Here is a 22,290-nt window from a genome sequence, read left to right as displayed (position 1 = left end):
TCTTTATGATACAGAACAAGCCATCCAATTCATTCTTTGTGAGTTGGATGGCTTGTTTTTTTACTGACCAATGAAGGAATAGGGAGATTAGGAATTGAATAAAATGAATGGATATTTTCTGGGAATAACGAAAAGAAATTAGTTGTCCGGACATGAATTGTAGAGCTAAGACTATAATAAATTAAAACTAAAACTTTGCAGGGTAAAATAGGTGAATCCGCCACGATGTAGTTAGGAAATCGTTAATCTGTACTCCATCAATTTTGTCGTCTGGAAGAAAACTTTAATATCATAAAGCAGACTATAAATACGTATAATTCTTTGTTTAGAAAGTGTACAATCGCAACGTTAAATCTTTCTGGAAGAGCAATTATACTTGCCTTGTATTTTAGTTAGTTCGAAATTCAATGTTCAAGCGAGGTGGAGTTCAAAATATGAAAATAAACCAAAATCAGCGAGTTCTCTATGCGGATTTTAAAGATGAAATTCAATTGCCAGTGCTGGATATTACTCATCCCCTTTTTAATGCCAGTATTGATGAACAGGCGTATCATTTGAATTGTCTTAAATCAGCCCGGAGCATTGAATCATTAAAAAAGATGCCTAGCTTTATTCAGAATATCTTTGTGAAAATGTCGAATGTTGATGATTCCTATCTAAGCGGTATGCGTACTTTACTGTACAAACTTGGCCCCGGTTTAAGTAAGGGAATAAAATTAAGTTTTCGGGACAAGTGGGCGGTGAAGCAAACCTCTTTCATGGGGCTTCGGATTAGGTTGAGGGATCTTTGCAGACAGCAATCGGAACTTTTGTTGCCTCAGCTCAAGGAATTCCCTGAACGTGGGCTTTGTTTTTTTAATATAGCTGGGGGTGCTGCTGCGGACAGTATCAATACTTTGATTTTAATTCAGGAATCAGACCCAGAATTACTTAAGGAACGAAAGATTGAAATTAACATTTTAGATATTGATACTTACGGCCCTAATTTCGCAAAACGGTGCATTGATATTTTGAAGCAACCAGGAGAACGTTTTCATGATCTGGACATTACCCTCAATACGATTCATTATGATTGGAGACAATCGGAGTCATTATTAAAAATGAGCTTGGAACATTCAGGTTGGATTCAGCTCTGTTCATCGGAGGGTGGTCTTTTTGAGTATGGTTCGGATTCACATATCATTGAAAACTTAAATCATTTCTTTGAAAATTCCCCAGCAGATGCCCGGATCACCGGTTCGTTAATTTTCGACCGAGCGCATGTAAACCCGGGGTACCTTGGATTTACGGAGTTTATTGGCGTACAAATTAGATATCTTGGGCTGGAGGGATTGCAAAGAATTTTAACCGAAACCTCGTGGGTTTTGGAAGAATCCCATGAAATTGATACAATCTACATTTTATTTTCATTGAAGAAAGCGCGCACTCACATTGAAACGATTGGATGAGGGATTGCTACCAATGGCGGTACTATCTCTGTTATTTTGCGAAAATTTCGTCTAGTTATAAACGATTACCAAACGTTCTTTTAATCGGATTTTTCATAGAAATTAATAAAAATATAGAAAAAGGAAGAAGTAATAATGCTGGTAAAAAACAACCGAGTTTCGGTGATTCATCTAATTTCGCTAAACAAAGCCAACCGACAGAAAAGAAGAAGAAATAAGAGAAGGAGCTCTCTTTATCAAGAGAGCTCCTTTTTTAAGATATATTGACGTTTCAGCACAACATTGTCGATCACTAAACGAAATATTCATAAGTGCAGGGCTTAAATTCCTGTGAATGGAAGCCGATGTAATATGAACGGACCTCATAAATAGCTTTAATTCTTAGGTTGATGGATATGGGTCTCGCCACATGTCAATTAAGCAGGGTAGATATTGAAAGTGAGCTTAGAAGCCGGTTACTTTCACTTGCCCATAAATTACTTAAGTAATAGCAAAAAAACAAATCGAAAATGGTAGCGTGGGTGCTTACGCCTGCGCTACCATTTTTTTGATGAATCGTGATTTTTATTTGTTAATCCTATATTGAGAATCATGTGAACAAAAAATACCCTCTAGCTATTTAGAAAGTATTTTTATAAACTTCTAGATATATTGAATTCTGATAACGAGAATTATGTAAATGAGCTGTCCATATGGACGGCTTATTGTATTTTTTGCTTAGCGTGATGATCCCGTTTTTTACGAAGTTGAATATCCGATGTGTGTCCATCTTTATCAATTGTACGATAGAGATAACGTCACTTCCTTTTTCATTTCTCCTAATTGGCTTCTTTATATGAATCACAGAAAATATTGCTACTTTTTTCGGAAATTGTTAAAATTAGTACTTGGGTCTTACTTGTTGTTATCAGTATAATGATTGTCGCTCAACTTAAAGAAATTAGTTACAAAGATTTCGCAATATCTAAAGGGGGTACAGCAACGATTCCCTCTTTTGGGAGCCACTCACAAACGTAAAGCAAGAGAGGAGGCTATATGAACTATTCTCCTCTCTTGTTTAGATTAACCAGCTACTACAATTGGAACATGTATATCAAATTCAATATCTGGAGGATGCTGATTAGAATCTAGTCGACATCCTGGTGGATAATGTTTTTCTAGCAATCTATTCATTCTGATGGAAATGATAGATTGTTAGAAAGTGAAAAATTATCAGTATATTCCGAAGTAGATATAACAGAGTGTTCTTCCAAAATTAAGTGTAAAACCAAAATACGCTGTTTAAAAAGTTATTTATTAGAATTGGTTATGAGTAATAAAACAGAAAAGAGGATTACATGTTAAATAATTTACAGAGAAATAAAAAGTTTTTTTTATTGTGTCTTATTTTTTTAGTGATTTTAACTGCTTGTGGTAATACAGATGTTAAGACATCTAAAGCTTCAGTACCACCGGCTCAATCAAATACAGATAAATCATTAAAAACACCGAATTGGGTAGATAAAAGTCCTATTCAAAAGTCTCCTAATTTTATTGAAGATAAAAAAGTAAAATCGGTTGTGAATTTAATAGCAACGGGTGATAATTTATATCATGACGCAGTAATTAAAGATGGAAAACAAAAAGACGGTTCATATGATTATCACTATATTTATGAAAATATCAAAAAAGCTGTTCAATCAAGTGATCTTGCTATAGTGAACCAGGAGACTCCAATTGCAGGAAATAATCTAAAAGTACAGGGATATCCTACTTTCAATACACCTGAAGAAGTAGGTCAATCTTTAGTGGATACTGGATTCAATATAGTGACTCAAGCGACAAATCATGCTATGGATATGGGTATCAAAGGTGTTATGAATACAAGAGAATACTGGAAGAAATATCCGGATGTTATCCCGGTAGGCATTAATGAGAGTCAAAACGAACGTAATGAAATAAAAACGATTACAAAAAATGGTATTCGTTTTGCGCTACTTAATTATACATATGGTACGAATGGAATTAAAATTCCAGCTGATAAGTCTTGGGCATTAAATTTAATTGATAAAAAAGCGATACAAAATGATGTGGAAAAGGCAAAGAATAGCTCTGATATGGTGATTGTTATGGTGCATTGGGGAGTTGAATATACCTCTACACCTTCAAAGCAACAAAAAGAAGTTGCTCAATATTTAACAGATTTAGGTGTAGATGTAGTAATTGGAAATCATCCACATGTAATTCAACCAATTGAGTGGAAACAAAATAAAGATGGACATGAAACGCTAATCTATTATTCTCTTGGAAATCTTATTTCTGCTCAAGAAAAATTAGAAACATTGGTTGGAGGACTATCTTATATACAATTTGTCAAGTATGAAGATGAAACGTTTGGTATAAGACAAGCTGCACTCGTACCGACAGTAACCGACTATGCTGATGGTAAGAAACATTTTAAAATTCAATTTTTAAATGAGTATTCGGATGAAAATTCTAAAAATCATGGGATTAAAGAATTTGTCGGCCCTGTTTCTTTGAAGGATTTCAAGGATATTCCTAGAGAAGTGTTGGGAAATTGGTATAAAGACTAATAAACAAAAAGGAATGAGATACAATTAAAAAATTTATAATTTTAGCATTGGTATTGGCATTGGGATGGAGCCTTGCTGCTTGTAGTGGAAAACAAACATCTCAGGAAATTACTAATCATAACGATAAAAATAAAGTTGAGATAAATGCGAATAAAAAAGATGTTTTACCTATTTCTGATCTTAATGATTGGAGAATTATTCTTGTAAATAGAGAACATATGTTATCAAAGGAACTAGGGATTGAATTAACAAGTATCACCCAAAATGCTAAGCCCAATATGAAAATAGATAGCAGAATTGCAACTTCCTATCAGGATATGGTAACAGCTGCAAAAAAAGAGGGCATTAACCTTTATTTAAGGTCAGGTTATCGAGCTATAAAATTACAACAAACTTATTACGATGCTTCAGTTAAAAGTTATAAATCTCAAGGTTTGTCGGATACAGAGGCTAGTGCTAAGGCATTGGAATATCTTCAGTATCCTGGCGCAAGTGAACATCATACTGGATTAGCGTTAGACATTATTTCAGTTGAATGGCAGAATACTGTAGAAGACTTAAATGCAAAATTTGAAACTACCGATGCATTCAAATGGTTAGATAAGCATGCTGCAGAGTATGGGTTTATTCTCCGCTATCCAAAAGATAAAGAGGATATTACTGGCATTAAGTATGAGCCATGGCACTATCGTTATGTAGGAAAAGAAGTTGCTATGTATCTAAAAGAAAAGGGATTAACTTTAGAAGAATATTGCGAAAAAATTAAGTCCGACAAATAAAAATACACTTTGATTCTATTAAAAGCCAGTGGACATATTTCTCTTCATCAAAGGAAATAAATTATGCACTGCCACTGAAAAAGTTGGATCTGAAGGATGTGTTAATCTTCCTCCTAGTATTGCAAAAACTGTGTATAATAATTTAAGCACGTATGAACCGGTTATCGTGTACTAGTAAATAGCAACCTCGTGTGAAGCGATGTATGTATCAAGAACTTAAATTTATAAAAGAAGCAGTGAAAAGGGATCTGATATGAATATCAGATCCTTTTTCATTAGTAACATAGTATACTTGCTTACTGTATCTGCTTAACTAGACTTTAGAAACTGCTTGCTTTCCAGATGCTACAATATTTACCTCGTCATTTTTTTTGTTTTGTGTGCTCGCTTTTCTTCGCTTGATAGACATGTGGAGGTAGCCCAAACACTGCGATTGGCAGTGTTTTTTTATTTGGTTACATGTTTTATGCAACTAATACATAAGATAATGTTCACTACTACTCTCATTTCTGCTATAAAGAATTCTACAATAGATAGTAGAACGTATATTTGGTATAATCGAAACATACTACTTGAAACGATGTGCATAGTTTATGGAATTCATGTAATGAGATAAGGAATTCATGACAATAACTAAATTAAAAAGTTCCAGTACATATAGAATTCAGTTCATGTTATACAAATCCATTGTTAGGAAGGAAAAGATGTAATGAATCAAATTTCATTTGAAGATTTATTTGAAGAAGAAAAAGAAAAGGTGGAGGTAGCTGAGATACCAGTACCTTTATCGCCACTGCAAAAAGATATATTGGGATTATTTAATTCTGAAGAAATAAGTGCATTAGATCTATGCGAAGAATTAATACGATCTGGTAAAATATCAGATGAAAGATTTACAACGAATAAGCCGAAAGCATATGGACAAGTATGCTTAATATTAGAAGGCTTTGTTACAGAAGGAAAGCTTATTTTTATCAAAAATGATGAGAAAAGAGATAGGGTATATAAATTGAAAGAAGAAGTATAAGATGTACTGAGGGAAATGAATGATTGGTTATCTTTAACTTTCAGTACCGCCAGTTCAGTAATTTCCACAAAAAGGTGTCAATCTTTCCTTGATTGACACCTTTATACTTTTAACATCTTACATATTTACGTTTGAAACCAAGTCTTCCTCTATCAAGTTCTTTCTGAATACTTTCGTGAGCATTTAGCAAACTGGTTTTTTTGTTGACACGTTTTACTTCTACTATACCAACTTCTTTTGCTGTCTCGACTGCCTTTTCGTGTAGTGGCACATATGAAATTGCCACAGTGTTTAGAAAATTATTCATAGCGGATTTTGTTCGTTCTGGCGAATCATGAATTGTATTTTTCACAATTTCAAGCATAGCGGAAATTTTGCTTTCGGAAAATTCATTGTCTTTGCGATTCCCTAAAAGCCAGCAGTAACAGCTCCAGCCTGCTGACATTTTCAGCTCGTCCCCACTTGCAATCCATTTATCGGCAACATCTTGTGCAATATCTGATTCTGATAAAGTTACTGCTACTACATAATCAGAAAGCATATAAAAATAAGCCTCATCTATCCAACGATTAAAATCCGACTCATTCATAGCTTTTGGATCTGCAATAATACCTGCAAAGTACATAGCATCGTAGTTGCCTGTGGAATAAAGTTCTTCAGCTAACTCTTGATTTAATTTTATTTTCTTAGCGATCGGTTTCATAGCCCCTGTAGCTACGCCAAAAACCGGTTCGTTCGCACCATTAGATATGTATATTTTTTTCGTTCGCTCTTTACCGAGGGATTCAAGTTCTTGTATAACTGTTTTAAAATCCATAGCTGTGCACTTCCTTCCTTAATATAAAGACCATTTTAATTGTAATTATCTAGTTTATATTTTTTATCAAGTCTTCCATACTTCTCAATTTTAATACTAATCGTATGTGAGTAGGATGTCTACTTTCTATAATTCCTCGACAATTCAGTTAGTGATTTTGAAAGTCTAGCTATTTATAATTGTGAGGATACAACATGAAAATAAACGGGGGGACAATACAAATGTATAGCTTTCCACATAGATTTTTGAAGTGCCGGAATGTAAAAAAATGTGTTATCTTTGGTACTTTCTCTGTAGTATCATGTTATTCTTTAATAAGGTAATAAATGGAGTTTTACATTCAGTATGTGAGGTTGGTTATAGATGATAAAGAAATTTACTAGAGTAGTATTAACTGTGGTTGTGCCAATCGGTCTTATTACTGGTTGTGCGAATGCTGAAAAAACTGAAGCACAAGAGCCGAAAGCGGTACAAACGGATAAAAAGGACTATATGGATTACTCATATGGTAGCGCGGGTATATTAGTAAGCGGAAAAGCGAAAGAACGTCAACAATACGAGATTGGGTATATTGACGATAACATGTTAATTGGAATTGATGAAAATATCGAGGACTGTATTACTTTGAATAATAAAGAAGAAGCAAGCCATATTTGGAAACAACTAGAGCGTGGATCTATTATTGAAGTTCAATACGGTAAGGATCGTAATGATATAGTAGGCGTGCAATTCGTAGGAGATCGTAAGCCATACGAAATTAGTGACAAGTTTGATCGAAATACGATAAATGAGATTGTCGGACAAGTTAAAGGTAATTTGTAATAGATGTATTTCGCTAGTATATAATCTACTTTCATGAAATGGCGAATCGCATACATGAAAATTTGGAATCAACGGCATTTTTAATATGAAAATGCCGTTGATTTATTTTAAAAAGTAAATACTATTTTATAGTCTTGTAGAAAAACACTTAGTGAACTACTCGCCACTTAGCAAAGCTTGAAGTGGGAGCTTCTCAGTTCCACGACGAAAGCAACCTTGCATCTCCCTGAGCGTTACTTAGGAGTGTTCCACCCCTAGATGTCCAACGCTTGGATGCTCTTTTAGTACGGTTGATATTTTACGCAGGAACCGAATGGCTTGGTTTTCGCACTCTATTTTCTTCCTGCAACCTCATATATCAAGTTATCAAAGAACTTCATATAGCTAGTTTATCAAAAGTTTTTGGCTATGCCAAACCGAAATTCATCTCCCACCTACCGTTGGGCTAGCGCCCTTCACACGCTTGAGGAAGGAGAATTCTTTTGGTAAATTCGTTAAAAAACGCACAAATGAATTATTCTTCTTTTATTTATGATGATCGTCGTAAGGTCATTGCCCAAAATAATAGAGCACAAGCACTAACGGATGCACCTAATATACATACTCCGTTCCATCCGTAGCTTGCATAAATGATTGTTGAAAGAATTGCACCTGTAGCACTACCGATAGAATAAAAAATCATGTAACTAGCAGTGAGGCGACTTCTTGCTTCAGGACGCACTGTGAAAAGTATACTTTGGTTCGTGACATGTACGGCTTGCACAGCTAAATCTAAAAGGATAACGCCGATAACTAGTAGTAATAGAGAGTGGTTAATAGATTTAATTAGGAACCATGAAAGTAATAATAAAGTTAAAGCTATGCCAGTAGTTCGTTCTCCTAATCCGCGATCAGCAAGTTGCCCGGCCTTAGTGGCAGCTAATGCACCAGCGACTCCAGCAAGACCAAATGCTCCGATAGCAGTATGTGATAGATTATATGGTGAAGCACTTAGAGGTAAAACTAATGAAGTCCATAAAATACTGAAGGAAGTAAAAATGAGCAATGCTAATATTCCACGAATACGTAAGATCCTTTCTTCTACAAATAATAAGAGGACGGAACGTAATAAATTACGATAGGTCATAGCTGTTTTTTTATGTTCAAGATTAGGTAAATTACGATACAACAAACCAATTACGAAGAGCATAAGTACAGCAGAGGTAAGATAAACGGAACGCCATCCAGCTAGATCTGTTAATGTTCCGGCAAATGTACGTGCAAGGAGAATTCCTATTACGACACCACTCGTAACGAAACCTACAATTCGCCCACGTTCTGTTGGGTTAGATAAAATGGATGCATATGCGACGAGTGTCTGTGTAACAGTCGCAAGAATTCCGACTAAGGCCATACCTATAAAAAGTACGGTACTTGAAGGAGCGACTCCGACCACAATTAAAGCGATAACGGATAAAAGCATTTGAACAATAATGAGTCTCTTTGTGTTTAACAAATCACCAAGTGGAACTAATAAAAGTAATCCGAGTGCATAACAAACTTGAGTAATCGTAATAACGACACCGATAGTTGAATGGTTAATTTTAAACTCATTTGATAAAGAATCAAGTAGAGGATGAGCGAAGTATATATTCGCTACAGCCATCCCGCAAGCTATTGAAAATAATAGAGTTATATAGCGAGGCATGATTGTATTGATAGGTGATTGGAACTGATCATTATTCTGAGTAAGAGCAGTTGTCATTTTTCCTTTAGCATTCATAACATCATCTCCTTTTGTATTTTTAAAAATAACGTACTGAACGGTATGTTATTTCGTAAGTAAAATATAATCAGGGAGAAGTTAATATGTCAAGTGAATTGTAAAATGATTTCAGTTTCTTTTGACATATTATTTATAATTTAATACGATATATAATATACTGATTGGTACATAAAATGGTGATTTATAATTTAGAAAACAGTTGAAGAAAGAGGAGAGGTTAAATGGCTCGACTACGCGAATTTGATGAAGAAAAAGCTTTGGATGCTGCTATGCAACTTTTTTGGGAAAAAGGATACGCTGCTACTTCATTAAGTGATCTAACTGCTAAAATGGGAATACAAAAACCGAGTTTATATTCAGCCTTTGGTGATAAAGAGGGTTTGTTTGAAGCTGCATTACGGAGATACACGAATTTACACGCGACTAGTATTCGAACAAAACTTCAAAAAGAACAATCTGTAAAAGAGGCCATTCGTACATTTTTTGAAAATATGGTGGAAGAGGAATATAAAAAAGAATCAAATAAAGGCTGTTTTTGTATTAATACGATGGTGGAGCTTGCTCCTCATAATGAAAAATTTGAAGTGTTGACTAGAGAACATCAAATGTATCTTTCGGTTATATTTCAAGAATTAATCGCTAAAGGTATTCAGTCTGGAGAACTGCAAAGTGATGTGAATGCTAAAGCATTAGCACAAACGCTAGTCACTTCATTAATTGGATTAACAGTGTTAATGAAATCTCGTCCAGAACGTTCAGTTGTAGATAATTCGGTATCTATCTTATTATCGTTACTCAAATAAATGTACTAGAATTGTATTTCAATCGACTGTGTCAATTATAGACACTATTATCTATAAACTTTCAATTTTAAAGCACTGAATTGTCTATGAAGGCAATAAGTGCTTTTTGCTTTCGGGTAAAAATGAGCAGGTGAATAATAATGGTTGACTGCAATGTATGAAGATTGCTCGGGACATATGTAATTAGAAATCAGATAGGAGATTACATTTCAATCTAATCTAGAATTATTAGATGGGAATAACAACACTATATAAGCCCCTTCCAAGCCCCTCATAAGCACCTACCAAGTAATAAATCACTAAGAAAAAACAAAACAAAAACAACTACAAGAACAAAAAAGCGCGGAAAAAAATAAACCGTCGTCGTAGTAGTAAAAAAAATTGAAATTCGAATGCCAAAACCGTTTGTTCATCCCTATATTTATATTGAAGGATTGGAATTTTCCTGTTTACTAATAAAGGGAGGAGGGAAACATATGGCGGTGTACCGTAATATGCAGGTGAAGTTTTGGCAAGATGAATTCATCTTATATTTAACGCCAGAAGAGCGTTATTTTTACATATATTTGTTAACTGGTACGAAAACGAAGCAATGTGGTATTTACATATTACCGAAGCGTTTAGCAGAGTTAGAAACTGGTTACAGTATGGAGACTGTTGAGAAGCTATTGAACCGGTTTGTTGAATACGGGAAGATTTTGTATAATGCGGAAACGAAAGAGTTATTCATTATAAATTGGCTACGCTATAATCCTATTTTAAATACGAACGTAGAGAAATGTGTATTACGTGAGCTGAAAGCGGTGAAAAGTAAAGAGTTCATACATATGTTTTTACGTAAATGTCTTGAAGAAGAATGCAAGATTCCATTATTACTGCAGCATTTTGGTATGCCAAAAGAAGAGGTTAATAGTAGTTCACAAGCAGTTATTCAAGAGAAGGAAGATGTGGAAGAGGTAGAAAGAATAGAGGAGGCCACTTCACATAGTGAAGTTTACAAGTTTTACGAACAAAATATAAGTAGCCTATCTCCATATATCGTGAAGGAATTAAAGGAATGGATGCAAAGGATTTCAGGAGATACAGTACTAGAGGCACTAAAAATTGCGTTTGAAAATAATAAGGGAACACTTGCTTATGTAAAGGGGATCTTGAGGAATTGGTATAGGGAAGGATGTGTAAAGTTCAGTGAAGTAAAGGATGTAGTGCGTAAGAGAGGATTATTCAGTTTGTATGATCCATAGCAGGAGCAAGTAAGGTTTCTTACTTTTTCTTAAAGGTTCTTCCGTAATAGAAGCGAATAGTTTGAGAGGGGAGGGGTTTTATGGAAGTCGTCATAAAGAAGAAACGAAATAGGGGAAAAAGGATTTTTATTTGGTCTAGTAGTATCGTTCTTTTGTTGATTATTTGCGGTGCGATTTTTTTGAACGTATATACGCTGAGATCTATGCCGAAGATTGATGGAACGATAAAACTTGAGGATTTACAACATGCTGTTGCGGTGAAGCGAGATAGTAAAGGGGTACCTCATATTAAAGCGGAAAATGCACATGATTTATATTTTTCGCAAGGATATGTACAAGCGCAAGATCGTTTGTTTCAAATGGATTTAAGTAGAAGACAAGCTTCCGGGATGTTAAGTGAAGTTGTTGGTGAAGCGGCTGTTGATAGGGATAAGTTGTTTCGAACACTTGGTTTACGGCGAGCGGCAGAAGCTTCTGTAAGTCAATATGATGGGGAAGCGAAATACGCTTTACAGTCATTTGCCGATGGGGTGAATGCCTTTATACGTGAGGCAAAAGAGGAAAAGAAATTGCCAGTTGAGTTTACTCTATTAGGTTATGAACCTGCTGAATGGTCAATCGTTGATTCTTTAACGATTGGAAAGTATATGGCCTTTGATTTAGGAGGGCATTGGCACGGGCAAGCATTTCGATATTGGGCGTTGAAAAATCTTCCGAAAGAGCAAGCAAATGAGCTATTTCCTACATATCCGAAAGATGCACCTAGATTACTAGCTGAACTAAAAAATACAAATGTGAATGTAGCGCAAAGTTTTTCAAAGACGGTTATTCCGCCAGAGTTTAATGGGAGTAATAACTGGGTTGTGAGTGGTGAGAAGAGCGCTTCCGGTAAGCCCATTTTAGCGGATGACCCGCATCTTTCTCTCGCAACACCGTCCATTTGGTATCAAACAGAGTTAGAAATGAAAGATGTAAATGTGAGTGGAGTTATTTTCGCAGGTGTTCCTGGTGTTATGCTAGGGCATAATAAGGAAATTGCATGGGGCGTTACGAATACAGGACCAGATGTACAAGATTTATATATTGAAAAGCGAAATCCTAATAATGAAAATGAATTTTTGTATAACGATAAGTGGGAAAAGGCTACTGTTGTTGATGAATCTATTAAAGTGAAGGACGGAAAAACAATTCCTTATAACGTTACAATTACGAGGCATGGTCCAGTTATTTCGGAATTTGCGGATAAGGGGAAGGAGAAGACGAAAACAGTATTCGCTCTGAAATGGACTGCTTTAGAACCTTCAGCTGAATTAAAGGCAGTTTTAAATATGAATAAAGCAAAAAACTGGAATGAGTTTGAAGCTGCCCTTCAAGATTTTCACACACCGACTCAAAACTTTTTGTTTGCATCAAACGATGGAACAATTGCGTATAAAGCGAATGGAAATATACCAATTCGTAAAAAAGGTGATGGTAGTCTACCTGTACCTGGATGGACAGATGAATATGAATGGGAAGGGTATATCCCGTTTGACCAGCTTCCGAAAGTAATCAATCCAAAACAAGGGTTTATTTCGACTGCGAACAATAAAATTGTTGATGATAATTACCCGTACCATATTAGTAATACGTGGGCACAGCCATATCGGCAAATGCGTATTCAAGAGTTTTTGCAAGAGAAGGATAAGTATACGGTGAAAGATTTAGAAGAATTACAGATGGATCAAAAAAATTTATACGGGAAAGAGTTTGCCCCAATATTTTTAAAGGAGTTAAATAAAACAGCTTTAACTGAAGTAGAGAAAGAAGGGGTGAAAGAGTTAGCGAAGTGGAATTTTTACGATAGTAAAGATGAAGCAGCCCCATTAATTTTTCATTTGTTAATGAAAGAGATTTCTAATACGTTATTTTCAAAAGAAATACCGAAAGATGTGATGGAGTTATTTGAAGGGAAACAACAAGTTGTCGATGAATTAATTCGTAAGCAAGTAAACGGTGAAAATAGCGCTTGGTTTACGAAGTACGGAGGCTTCACAGAAGTTGTGCATACATCGTACGCAAATGTAATGAAGAAATTACAGAAGGAGTATGGATCGAATGTAGCGGAGTGGAAGTGGGGCGATTACCATCAACTGGCTTTTACACATCCAGTTTCGAGATCATCTAGCATATTAGCATTACTCGCATTTAATCGTGAGAAACCAGTTCCGATTGGAGGAAGTCAAGTTACGGTTCAAGCAGCGAGTTACGGAGAGAACGGTATTGTCTATCATGGGGCTTCTTGGAGATTCGTCATTGATACGAAAGATATGTCAAATGGTTATCATATAGTGGGGCCGGGACAATCAGGACATTTTAGAAGTGATTGGTATCATGATCAAATAGATGACTGGGTGAATGGAGAGTATCATACAACTACACTTAATACAGATGGGATTGAAGGAAAATTGTTAAATTTAGTCCCTAAATAATGTGTGGATATTTTGAGTTGGAATGGTTTGTAAAGGAGCGGGAGAACCGCTCTTTTTTTGAATTGTTTTTCTTCTGGAATATATGTGAAAATTTGTATAAAATAATCAAGAAAGCCAAAAATTATAGGGGGAAGCTTATGAAGAAAAGTAAGAGTTTAATAAGTGTTTTAGGAGTGTTAATTATGCTGTTTTCTTTTAGTTTTCAAGGAAATGTACAGGCAGATGTAAATACTGTTCAATCCGGAAAAATTAAGTCAGGAAACGTAACGGTGTGGGAAGTTGGAAATGTAGCGAAAGTGTTAGAAGATGTGGAGCGCTTAAATTTAAATACTGTGAATGTACCTATTCAAGTTGATATTCCGAATGTGAATTCTGCTAATATGGTAATCAATCAGGCACAAAAGAAACAAGCTATTATTTTAATTCAAGAATTATTAAAGCGTAATATACAAGTTATAGTGGAACCGTTCCCATATATTCAGCAAGGAAATATTGGAGAAACGGAGTGGAACCCGAGTAATATTAACGATTTCTTCTGGAATTGGAAAACGGTTGTTTTACAAGATATTTTTAATTCAATTACAAGTAAATACAATATTTACGGGTTAAAGATCGCTTCTAATTTCGTCAATATGGAATACGCAGAAGGGTACTGGAATGATACAATCGATTTTGTTCGCCAGCAGTATAAAGGAAATGTTTTGTATCAGATGAACTGGTGGTTAACTGCAAGTTGGGATCCATCTTATGAAGCGAAGTTTATCGGAAAGATCAATCGTCCGTATTTAAAAAAGGTGGACATTGTAAGTATTGATAGTTGGTTTGAAGTTTCAGGAAAAAGAAATCCATCATACGAAGAAGTGAAACAAAGTTTATTTGCGACGACAGTATATAATCGTGGCCAAAACGTCGTTCAGCAACTTGAACAATTACATAAAACAACAGGAAAGCCAGTTTATTTTGGTGGATTTAACGTTCCGGCACGTGAACTTGGACTGCAAAATCCGTGGAATCCAGATGTTACGAATGTATTTTCAAAAGATGTACAACTTAACGGATGGCGTGCTTACCGAGAGGTATTAGAACCGAAGCCATATTTTAAAGGTTTTTCAATTTGGTTTATTGGCTCTAATGACAGTAGTCATTCTTATCAAATACATAGTAAAGAAGCAGATGCAGTTATTAACGGTTGGTATAGAAAATAATTTTTAAAAAATAGGCAAGATTTTAAGTCTACTACATATATTTTTAGTGAAAGGCCTTTCACCATCTTATCACCTAGGGGGCAATCATAATGAAATTTTTGTCTTACCTTACAGTTATATTGGTGATTCTTGGCGGTTTGAATTGGTTATTTGTAGCGTTAGATTATAACGTAGTTGAGAAGTGGTTTGGTTCTATGCCGGCGCTTGTGGATACCATTTATTGGCTCTTTGGTCTTTCAGCTATTTATCAAATTTTTGATCGGTTCTTTATGAACGAGTAGCTATTATACTTTTATTACTAGAGTGTTAAGTACGATTATGTACTTAACACTTTTTTGTATGTTTATAAAAAATGCAATGTAACTGCAAGCGATTCCATTGCGTCTTACGCCGTAATAATGGAAAACAAATTGACCGTATATTGTATATGGGTTATAATTCAGAAAGTTTAAAATTAATAAAAAATATAATTAGGGAGGTTATCCGGGTGATGGAGAGAGTGTATAATTTTTCAGCAGGACCATCTATACTCCCTTTGCCAGTTTTAGAGAAGGTGCAAAAGGAGCTTGTAAATTATAACGGGACAGGCATGTCTATTATGGAAATGAGTCATCGATCTTCTTATTTTCAAAGTATTATTGATGAAGCGAGTAGTTTGCTTCGTGAATTAATGAACATACCTGATGATTATGAAGTTTTATTTTTACAAGGTGGTGCGTCATTACAGTTCTCTATGATACCGTTAAATTTAATGAGTACGTATAAAAGAGCTGGGTACGTACTGACAGGCTCATGGTCTAAAAAGGCACTGCAAGAGGCAGAGAAAGTAGGGGAAGTGCAAATAATTGCTTCTTCTGAAAAAGAGAAGTTTTCAGCCATTCCTACAATAGATGTTTTAAATAATGATTTAGAACTAGATTATGTACATATTACAACGAATAATACAATTGAAGGGACAAAGTATGTGGAGTTACCGCATGTAGAAATGATTCCGCTCGTTGCGGATATGTCCTCAAATATTTTATCAGAGCAATATGATGTTACGAAATTTGGCCTTATATATGCGGGTGCGCAAAAGAATTTAGGGCCAGCTGGTTTAACGATTGCAATTATAAAAAGAGACTTGATTGGCCGTGCAAATAGCTCTTGTCCTACGATGTTAAACTATGAAACTTACAGTAAAAATAACTCCTTATATAATACGCCGCCATCCTTTAGTATTTACGTAACGAAACTTGTACTAGAGTGGTTGAAAGAACAAGGCGGGGTATCTGCGATTGAAGAACAAAATAGAAAGAAAGCGTCACTTCTTTATAGTTTTTTAGATGAATCCCAATTATTCACTTCACCTGTTGATCCTACGTATCGATCACTTATGAATATTCCATTTACAACACCGTCAGAAGAGCTTAATGAACAGTTTTTACAAAGAGCAAAAGGTCATGGACTTGTTACGTTGAAAGGCCACCGATCAGTCGGAGGTATGCGTGCTAGTATTTACAATGCAATGCCAATTGAAGGTGTACAAAAATTAGTAGATTATATGAAGGAATTTGAGCTTGAGAATAGATAGGGAGATGGGGATATGTTTCGTGTTCAAACGTTAAATCAAATTGCGGAAAAGGGTTTGCAAATTTTTGATGGAAATCGCTATGAAATAGGAGACGAAGTAGCGCACCCAGATGGTATGTTACTTCGCAGTTATTCTTTACATCAAGAGGAGTTTTCAGCAGATTTAAAGGCGATTGCAAGAGCTGGTGCAGGTGTAAATAATATTCCTGTAGAGCGTTGTACGGAAAAGGGAATTGTAGTGTTTAACACGCCAGGAGCTAATGCGAATGCAGTAAAGGAACTTATTATCGCAAGTCTTATTATGTCTTCACGTAATATTATAAATGGAGTGAGCTGGACGAAAGGATTAGACGGGGAAGAAGTACCACAACTTGTTGAAGCTGGGAAAAAACAATTCGTTGGATCAGAGATTGCAGGGAAACGTTTAGGGGTTATCGGCCTTGGTGCAATTGGTGCCCTCGTTGCAAATGATGCGTTATCTTTAGGTATGGACGTTGTCGGATATGATCCATATATATCAGTTGAAACAGCATGGCGCCTTTCTACGCAAGTGCAGAGAGCATTTAGCTTAGATGAAATTTTTGCAACATGTGATTATATTACATTACATATTCCTCTTACGAATCAAACGAAGGGGATTATTGGTGAACACGCTATAGAAACAATGAAAAAAGGGATGCGTTTATTCAATTTCTCAAGAGGAGAACTAGTTGATGAAACAGCTCTTCGAAAAGCGCTAGATGAAGAGATTATTAAACAATACGTAACGGATTTCCCAAATGAAAATGTTATAAAGATGAAAAATGTAATAGCGACTCCTCATCTTGGTGCATCTACGTCTGAGTCTGAAGAAAATTGTGCGGTAATGGCTGCACGCCAATTACGTGAATATTTAGAGACAGGTAATATTCGTAATTCAGTAAATTATCCAAACGTAGAACTTCCGTACATTGGAAAGAAAAGAATTACGATTATGCATGAAAATGTTCCGAACATGGTAGGGCAAATTACAGGGTGCTTAGCAGAACATCATATTAATATTGCTGATATGATTAATCGTAGTAAGCATTCATGGGCATACACAATGATTGATATTGATAATGGAATTGATGATATAATAAAAGAAAACATTGTTGAGAATATAAGAAAAATTACAGGTGTTGTAGCCGTTCGAATGATTGTGTAAAGGAGAGATAAACTTGGCAAAAATCCGACCGTTTCGGGCCATCCGTCCAGTAGAAGAAAAAGCAGTGCAAGTTGCAGCTTTACCTTACGATGTATTAAATAGTGAAGAAGCGAGAGAAGTTGTAAAGGGAAATCCATATTCTTTTTTACACGTTGATAAAGCAGAAATTGATTTAGACCCGGAGATTTCACCGTATGATAGTAGTGTATATGAAAAAGCGAGCGAGAATTTACAACGCTTTATACGAGAAGAAGTATTCATTCAAGATGAGGAGCCAGCACTGTATATTTATCAACTTACGATGCAAGGTAGAACACAGTCTGGGCTTGTTGTTTGTACATCAATTGATGAGTATGAGGATGATACAATTAAAAAACATGAGCGAACACGCCATGAAAAAGAACAAGATCGTATTCGCCACGTAGATGTGTGTGACGCAAATACGGGTCCTATCTTCTTAACGTATCGTACAAAAGAAGAAGTGACGCAATTTATTGCAAGTTGGAAAGAGGAACATGCACCAATTTATAAATTTACGGCAGAAGACGGAGTCGAGCATGTAGCATGGAAGATTGTAGATGAAGATGCGATTGCGAAATTAATAGCAGCATTTGAAGAGATTCCTAATCTTTATATTGCGGATGGGCATCATCGCTCGGCGTCAGCGGCAAAAGTTGGGCTAATGCGAAGAGAACAATATCAGAATTATACAGGGGAAGAGGAATTTAATTTCTTCTTATCTGTTTTATTCCCTCATGATGAACTATCTATTTGGGATTATAATCGTGTTGTGAAAGATTTAAATGGTTTATCAGTAGAACAATTTTTAAAGCAAATTGCGCAATATTTTTATGTGGAAGAAGCAACTGTTTCTCCATATAAACCAAATGAGTCAAAATCATTTGGAATGTATGTAAACGAGAAATGGTATAAGCTCACTGTGAAAGAGGAAACATTTGATGCGAATGATCTTGTTAGACGTTTAGATGTATCTATTTTACAAGATCATTTATTAAGTCAAGTACTTGAAATACATGATCCACGCTCGGATTCACGCATTGATTTCGTCGGTGGAATACGCGGGTTAGAAGAACTAGAGCGTCTCGTTAATAGCGGTGATTATACAGTAGCATTCGCATTATATCCGACATCAATGGAAGATTTATTAGCGATTGCAGATGCCGGAGAAGTTATGCCACCGAAATCAACGTGGTTTGAACCGAAACTTCGCAGTGGGTTGTTTATTCATTCGTTAAAGTAAATATAGAAAAATAGACTTCTGTAGTTTTTAAAACCCGAAATGATTTTGAATTTCGGGTTTTCTTATTTACCAAATGAAACATTATTTTAGTTAACTGTGTATTCGAGAATATTTTTGAGGAGGAAGATTGATGGCATTACAAGTAGGCGAAAAAATTACCTTTGAGCGAACTTTTACAAAAGAGGATGTTGTCTTATTTACGGAGGTATCTAAGGATGAGGGAATTCATCATGTTACACCAGATGAACAAGGGCGATTTGTTGTACAAGGTCTTTTAACATCAACACTGCCTACAAAAGTTGGTGGTGATTATAATGTATTGGCTCGTAAAATGGATTTTGAATTTTTACGTCCTGTTTTTAGCGGTGATACGATTCGTTGTGACATAATGATTGAACAGTTTGAACCAGATGAAAAAAATCGTACAAAAATTACTGCGGCGTTTACATGTATGAACCAACTTGAAAAAGAAGTGTTAAAGGGAAGTTTTTCAGGAATAATTCTTTAAGCATTAGGCTGAGGGATCAAATGAAAAAGATGTAATAATTCGATGGGAGAAACTTTGAAAGGAGTTTGCTTCATGAATGTTACATCTTGCAAATGGGTTATCAACACCTTTACATAATTTTTGGAAGAATAATCCGTTTCGCATGTTGCATGACTATAACCCAAAAGTATATATACCACTGAAAAATGGGAAGTCATGAAGAGACTGAGAAGAAAGAAAAGCGTTGGAAACAAAAATACACCTAGTTAATAGGTGTATTTTTTAGACTTGAAAACCACATATGTATTGGAGATTTCTCTCGGGTACAGTGTATCACATTGTAAATCATACGTATACATACGTTTTGTCGCGTGAAATGGTTTTCTTTTAAAAGAAATACGGATAATTTAAAACCGTAGTAGTTTCCTTTTTGGGTAAATTAGATACCTGTACCATGTTCAGCGTATGCAGGGGCACCACTCCACTGTAGAATCCTATAAATATGATGCCACATGTACATTGCTGGAATAAAAGTTGAGAAAGTTTGTTTGAGATGTATCATAGATAAAAATGAGAAAACCCTAGCGGAAATCTAGGGTTTTTGTGTTATATAGTATCACCATGAGCTTCCGATTTAGGAGCAGGAGTATCCCCTTTATTGAAAGCAGGAGCCCATGAATCACCATGTGAATCTAATTTAGAAGCGGGGAAATGTTCATGACCTTCTTGTTTTGGAGCCCCACCTGTATTGCCATCTGCTTCTAATTTAGGAACCCAACCCTCTCCATGAGTATTAGTGTAAGCAGGAGCCCAAGTATCGCCTTTATTGTATGATGAAATAGGAGGTCTTCCGTGATCATAAACAGGCGCTCTGCCGTAGTCACCAACAGACTCTAATTTAGGAGCAGGAGTATCGCCATGTGCAGCCTTAACAACTCCGCCATCCCCAATGTTCACACCAAAAATACCAAAACCAAATACTGATAGACCCACAACAGTTGTACTAATTTTTCTTTTCAATTCTTATCTCTCCTTTTTTGTTTTTTTATTTGTTTGCCTACATGAATTAGACAGAATTAAACAAATCGTAATAAAAAGTTACCTGTCAAATTACGATAGATGAATAATTCTATGTAATATTTTGTAAAACCTTCTTTAATTTTGAATTTTCTAAAAATAATTTTCGACAAAAAACCACTAATTGTTCTTAAAAGGGCCTCTCTTTATAGGGCCCTTTTATTTTAGAAAAAATTGCATGTCTATGCAGATAGATTATTGATAAGCAGTTGTCCCTTAGCACTTAAGATTAATTGAAACAAATGAGAATCTATCCTTATACTTAAGAATTGTGATATGCAAGATTGCATAGGAAAGGTAGTTGTTATTTTTCTGACCTGTAACTATAATAGTTACAGGTTTGTCGTATCCAATCAAACAAATAAATCATCATGAATGGAGATGTTACACAATGGGTATGAAAAAAATAATCTTAGCTGGTGCTTTAGGTAGCGTAGCATTATCAGGAACGAATTTACCAGGATTGGAAATAACAAAAGCGAGTGCTGCTTCTATTGAATCGAATTTCTCTACGTTAGAAGGACGAGTAGTAGAAGTGGATAATGGTGTGATTGTTGTGAAATCTAAGCAATATGAGGAACCTGTTAGCGTGTATATTGATTCGCTTTCAAATGTGAAAGTAGGAGACGAAGTAAAAGCTACTGGATCTATGATGCGTAATTTTACAGAATATATGGTTGCGACTACAGTTGAAAATACAACAAACAAGTTAGGTATGCACATGAAAGAAGACGGTTCTCCTGATTATGTGATTGGAGAAGTATCAAAAGTAGGAACGATGGAAGATGAGGGAGTCGGTTCTACTAAATATGTCGTAGTTGAGTATCCATCGGTAAATGGGAAGAAAGATATTATTGATGTTTTCTTAACAAAGGGACAAGTGTTTAATATGGGTGAGAAAGTGAAAATTGATATGAAGTATGTAGGTTGGGGCGGAAGTTCTATTAACTGGAACACAGTTGATCATATCGAAAAAGTTTATGAAGCAAAGAACAACTTTGAAAATAATGATGATGTGTGGATCTGGTCTTAATAAGGCGAGTATAAGTCGTTATTTGCAATTTACTCCAAATAATAAATGTAAAAACTAAAGTATCATGCAGTACCCATCAAATTATCATGTGTATGACAATTTGATGGGTACTTTTTTGTTTTGTGTTTTTTTGAGAATAAGGGATTTTCGATTAGAATATGATGTTAACACTGGAGTGAATGTGAAAAAATACAATATTGAAAGAGGTGTTTAAGGGTGGAGCGAGATGAGATTTATTTACGAGCTAAAAAAAGGATGGAGAATTTAAAAGCGTTTTACATTCATTTAACGGTCTATATACTAGTTAATTTGATGCTTTTTTTAATAAATGTAAGCTCTGATTCAAGTGAATTATGGTTTTTATATCCACTTGGAGGTTGGGGGATCGGTCTCCTTATACACGGTTTGACAACTTTTCCATTTGGGATATTCGGAAAAGAGTGGGAAGAACGAAAGATTAAAGAATATATGGAGAAAGATAAGTAAATCTATTTCTGGAATTTATGAATATAAAATACAATAGCAAGTATCTTTTAGAACATAGCATGTTTATAAAAAATAAACTTAAATCTGCTGGAGAAGAATCCATTTTGATTAAACTTTATTTTGAATCTACATTAATAAGTGTGGGGAGACGGAAGGTAGAAGCCAATTAAGAGGATATCAGTTGGAATTAGTGATGATAGTAATAGAAATCTACAAACTGAAATAGTAATCAAT

Annotated in this window: 20 protein-coding genes and 3 pseudogenes; 19 read left to right on the top strand and 4 right to left on the bottom strand. The window is 35.3% G+C overall.

Annotated features, from left to right (window positions below; translation table 11 throughout):
- Positions 1–434: 434 nt before the first annotated feature.
- On the top strand, positions 435–1,448 hold the full coding sequence (locus tag VK90_RS12310) for a hypothetical protein (protein ID WP_048373092.1): 1,014 nt from the start codon (positions 435–437) through the stop codon (positions 1,446–1,448).
- The gene (locus tag VK90_RS28530) at positions 1,445–1,666 is read left to right on the top strand and encodes a hypothetical protein (protein ID WP_082147899.1); all 222 of its coding nucleotides are present in this window, start codon (positions 1,445–1,447) and stop codon (positions 1,664–1,666) included. The genes VK90_RS12310 and VK90_RS28530 overlap by 4 nt, the downstream gene beginning before the upstream one ends.
- Before the next feature lie 501 nt (positions 1,667–2,167).
- Here the strand turns inward: VK90_RS28530 and VK90_RS30690 are convergent.
- Positions 2,168–2,242, bottom strand: a pseudogene (locus VK90_RS30690) (IS6 family transposase); the annotation flags it as partial.
- 6 nt (positions 2,243–2,248) lie between these two features.
- Here VK90_RS30690 and VK90_RS31410 point away from each other — a divergent pair.
- The 5 genes and pseudogenes from VK90_RS31410 to VK90_RS12295 all read left to right on the top strand — a co-directional run.
- Positions 2,249–2,465 (top strand): annotated as a pseudogene (locus tag VK90_RS31410) (hypothetical protein); the annotation flags it as partial.
- A 320-nt stretch (positions 2,466–2,785) separates the two neighbouring features.
- Positions 2,786–4,021, top strand: a complete 1,236-nt coding sequence (locus VK90_RS12305) for a CapA family protein (RefSeq protein WP_048373090.1) — start codon at positions 2,786–2,788, stop codon at positions 4,019–4,021.
- 47 nt (positions 4,022–4,068) lie between these two features.
- Positions 4,069–4,800 (top strand): M15 family metallopeptidase, encoded by a 732-nt coding sequence (locus VK90_RS12300; protein ID WP_048373088.1) that lies wholly within the window; start codon positions 4,069–4,071, stop codon positions 4,798–4,800.
- 85 nt (positions 4,801–4,885) lie between these two features.
- Positions 4,886–4,975: pseudogene (locus VK90_RS30685) on the top strand (L,D-transpeptidase family protein); the annotation flags it as partial.
- 534 nt (positions 4,976–5,509) lie between these two features.
- On the top strand, positions 5,510–5,827 hold the full coding sequence (locus tag VK90_RS12295; RefSeq protein ID WP_048373086.1) for a DUF3895 domain-containing protein: 318 nt from the start codon (positions 5,510–5,512) through the stop codon (positions 5,825–5,827).
- A 109-nt stretch (positions 5,828–5,936) separates the two neighbouring features.
- On the opposite strand, the gene VK90_RS12290 is transcribed toward VK90_RS12295, so the two are convergent.
- Positions 5,937–6,644, bottom strand: coding sequence for a DNA alkylation repair protein (locus tag VK90_RS12290; protein WP_048373085.1), 708 nt, complete (start codon positions 6,642–6,644; stop codon positions 5,937–5,939).
- A gap of 363 nt (positions 6,645–7,007) precedes the next feature.
- Here VK90_RS12290 and VK90_RS12285 point away from each other — a divergent pair, with 363 nt between their 5' ends.
- Positions 7,008–7,466 (top strand): hypothetical protein, encoded by a 459-nt coding sequence (locus tag VK90_RS12285; protein ID WP_048373083.1) that lies wholly within the window; start codon positions 7,008–7,010, stop codon positions 7,464–7,466.
- A 529-nt stretch (positions 7,467–7,995) separates the two neighbouring features.
- Here the strand turns inward: VK90_RS12285 and VK90_RS12280 are convergent.
- A complete protein-coding gene (locus tag VK90_RS12280; RefSeq protein ID WP_048373081.1) occupies positions 7,996–9,228 on the bottom strand; it encodes an MFS transporter in 1,233 nt (410 codons plus the stop codon).
- Between the two features lie 224 nt (positions 9,229–9,452).
- Here VK90_RS12280 and VK90_RS12275 point away from each other — a divergent pair, with 224 nt between their 5' ends.
- The 9 genes from VK90_RS12275 (at position 9,453) to VK90_RS12235 (ending at position 19,481) form a co-directional block, all read left to right on the top strand.
- A complete protein-coding gene (locus tag VK90_RS12275; RefSeq protein WP_025148632.1) occupies positions 9,453–10,034 on the top strand; it encodes a TetR/AcrR family transcriptional regulator in 582 nt (193 codons plus the stop codon).
- Between the two features lie 392 nt (positions 10,035–10,426).
- Entirely contained in the window at positions 10,427–11,278 is an 852-nt protein-coding gene (locus VK90_RS12270) for a DnaD domain-containing protein (RefSeq protein ID WP_197088209.1), read from the top strand.
- An 80-nt stretch (positions 11,279–11,358) separates the two neighbouring features.
- The gene (locus VK90_RS12265; protein WP_048373077.1) at positions 11,359–13,749 is read left to right on the top strand and encodes a penicillin acylase family protein; all 2,391 of its coding nucleotides are present in this window, start codon (positions 11,359–11,361) and stop codon (positions 13,747–13,749) included.
- Positions 13,750–13,886: 137 nt separating this feature from the next.
- A complete protein-coding gene (locus VK90_RS12260) occupies positions 13,887–14,954 on the top strand; it encodes a glycoside hydrolase family 113 (RefSeq protein ID WP_048373076.1) in 1,068 nt (355 codons plus the stop codon).
- A gap of 89 nt (positions 14,955–15,043) precedes the next feature.
- A complete protein-coding gene (locus VK90_RS12255; protein WP_002172636.1) occupies positions 15,044–15,235 on the top strand; it encodes a DUF378 domain-containing protein in 192 nt (63 codons plus the stop codon).
- Positions 15,236–15,444: 209 nt separating this feature from the next.
- On the top strand, positions 15,445–16,527 hold the full coding sequence (gene serC, locus VK90_RS12250) for a 3-phosphoserine/phosphohydroxythreonine transaminase (protein WP_048373074.1): 1,083 nt from the start codon (positions 15,445–15,447) through the stop codon (positions 16,525–16,527).
- 12 nt (positions 16,528–16,539) lie between these two features.
- On the top strand, positions 16,540–17,712 hold the full coding sequence (locus VK90_RS12245) for a phosphoglycerate dehydrogenase (protein ID WP_048373072.1): 1,173 nt from the start codon (positions 16,540–16,542) through the stop codon (positions 17,710–17,712).
- 13 nt (positions 17,713–17,725) lie between these two features.
- A complete protein-coding gene (locus VK90_RS12240) occupies positions 17,726–18,973 on the top strand; it encodes a DUF1015 domain-containing protein (protein WP_048373070.1) in 1,248 nt (415 codons plus the stop codon).
- Between the two features lie 130 nt (positions 18,974–19,103).
- Complete coding sequence (locus VK90_RS12235; RefSeq protein ID WP_048373068.1) at positions 19,104–19,481, top strand: enoyl-CoA hydratase; 378 nt, start codon at positions 19,104–19,106, stop codon at positions 19,479–19,481.
- A gap of 585 nt (positions 19,482–20,066) precedes the next feature.
- Here the strand turns inward: VK90_RS12235 and VK90_RS12230 are convergent.
- A complete protein-coding gene (locus tag VK90_RS12230; RefSeq protein WP_048373066.1) occupies positions 20,067–20,480 on the bottom strand; it encodes a hypothetical protein in 414 nt (137 codons plus the stop codon).
- Positions 20,481–20,928: 448 nt separating this feature from the next.
- On the opposite strand from VK90_RS12230, the gene VK90_RS12225 reads away from it, so the two are divergent.
- Both VK90_RS12225 and VK90_RS12220 read left to right on the top strand, forming a co-directional pair.
- A complete protein-coding gene (locus VK90_RS12225) occupies positions 20,929–21,570 on the top strand; it encodes an ATP F0F1 synthase subunit alpha (RefSeq protein WP_048373062.1) in 642 nt (213 codons plus the stop codon).
- 216 nt (positions 21,571–21,786) lie between these two features.
- On the top strand, positions 21,787–22,056 hold the full coding sequence (locus VK90_RS12220) for a 2TM domain-containing protein (protein WP_048373060.1): 270 nt from the start codon (positions 21,787–21,789) through the stop codon (positions 22,054–22,056).
- The last annotated feature ends 234 nt before the right edge of the window (positions 22,057–22,290 follow it).

Origin of the sequence: Bacillus sp. LK2, from assembly GCF_001043575.1 — a bacterium.
Taxonomy (GTDB): domain Bacteria; phylum Bacillota; class Bacilli; order Bacillales; family Bacillaceae_G; genus Bacillus_A; species Bacillus_A paramycoides.
The sequence above is the reverse complement of the archived record's forward strand: the minus strand, read 5'-3'. Positions and strand labels throughout refer to the sequence as shown.

Coding starts and splice junctions, on each gene's coding strand:
- VK90_RS12235 (WP_048373068.1), top strand. CDS start 19,104: ATGGCATTACAAGTAGGCGAAAAAATTACCTTTGAGCGAACTTTTACA.
- VK90_RS12295 (WP_048373086.1), top strand. CDS start 5,510: ATGAATCAAATTTCATTTGAAGATTTATTTGAAGAAGAAAAAGAAAAG.
- VK90_RS12255 (WP_002172636.1), top strand. CDS start 15,044: ATGAAATTTTTGTCTTACCTTACAGTTATATTGGTGATTCTTGGCGGT.
- VK90_RS12265 (WP_048373077.1), top strand. CDS start 11,359: ATGGAAGTCGTCATAAAGAAGAAACGAAATAGGGGAAAAAGGATTTTT.
- VK90_RS12285 (WP_048373083.1), top strand. CDS start 7,008: ATGATAAAGAAATTTACTAGAGTAGTATTAACTGTGGTTGTGCCAATC.
- VK90_RS12260 (WP_048373076.1), top strand. CDS start 13,887: ATGAAGAAAAGTAAGAGTTTAATAAGTGTTTTAGGAGTGTTAATTATG.
- VK90_RS12275 (WP_025148632.1), top strand. CDS start 9,453: ATGGCTCGACTACGCGAATTTGATGAAGAAAAAGCTTTGGATGCTGCT.
- VK90_RS28530 (WP_082147899.1), top strand. CDS start 1,445: ATGAGGGATTGCTACCAATGGCGGTACTATCTCTGTTATTTTGCGAAA.
- VK90_RS12270 (WP_197088209.1), top strand. CDS start 10,427: ATGCCAAAACCGTTTGTTCATCCCTATATTTATATTGAAGGATTGGAA.
- VK90_RS12290 (WP_048373085.1), bottom strand. CDS start 6,644: ATGGATTTTAAAACAGTTATACAAGAACTTGAATCCCTCGGTAAAGAG.
- VK90_RS12225 (WP_048373062.1), top strand. CDS start 20,929: ATGGGTATGAAAAAAATAATCTTAGCTGGTGCTTTAGGTAGCGTAGCA.
- VK90_RS12245 (WP_048373072.1), top strand. CDS start 16,540: ATGTTTCGTGTTCAAACGTTAAATCAAATTGCGGAAAAGGGTTTGCAA.
- VK90_RS12305 (WP_048373090.1), top strand. CDS start 2,786: ATGTTAAATAATTTACAGAGAAATAAAAAGTTTTTTTTATTGTGTCTT.
- serC (WP_048373074.1), top strand. CDS start 15,445: ATGGAGAGAGTGTATAATTTTTCAGCAGGACCATCTATACTCCCTTTG.
- VK90_RS12280 (WP_048373081.1), bottom strand. CDS start 9,228: ATGAATGCTAAAGGAAAAATGACAACTGCTCTTACTCAGAATAATGAT.
- VK90_RS12310 (WP_048373092.1), top strand. CDS start 435: ATGAAAATAAACCAAAATCAGCGAGTTCTCTATGCGGATTTTAAAGAT.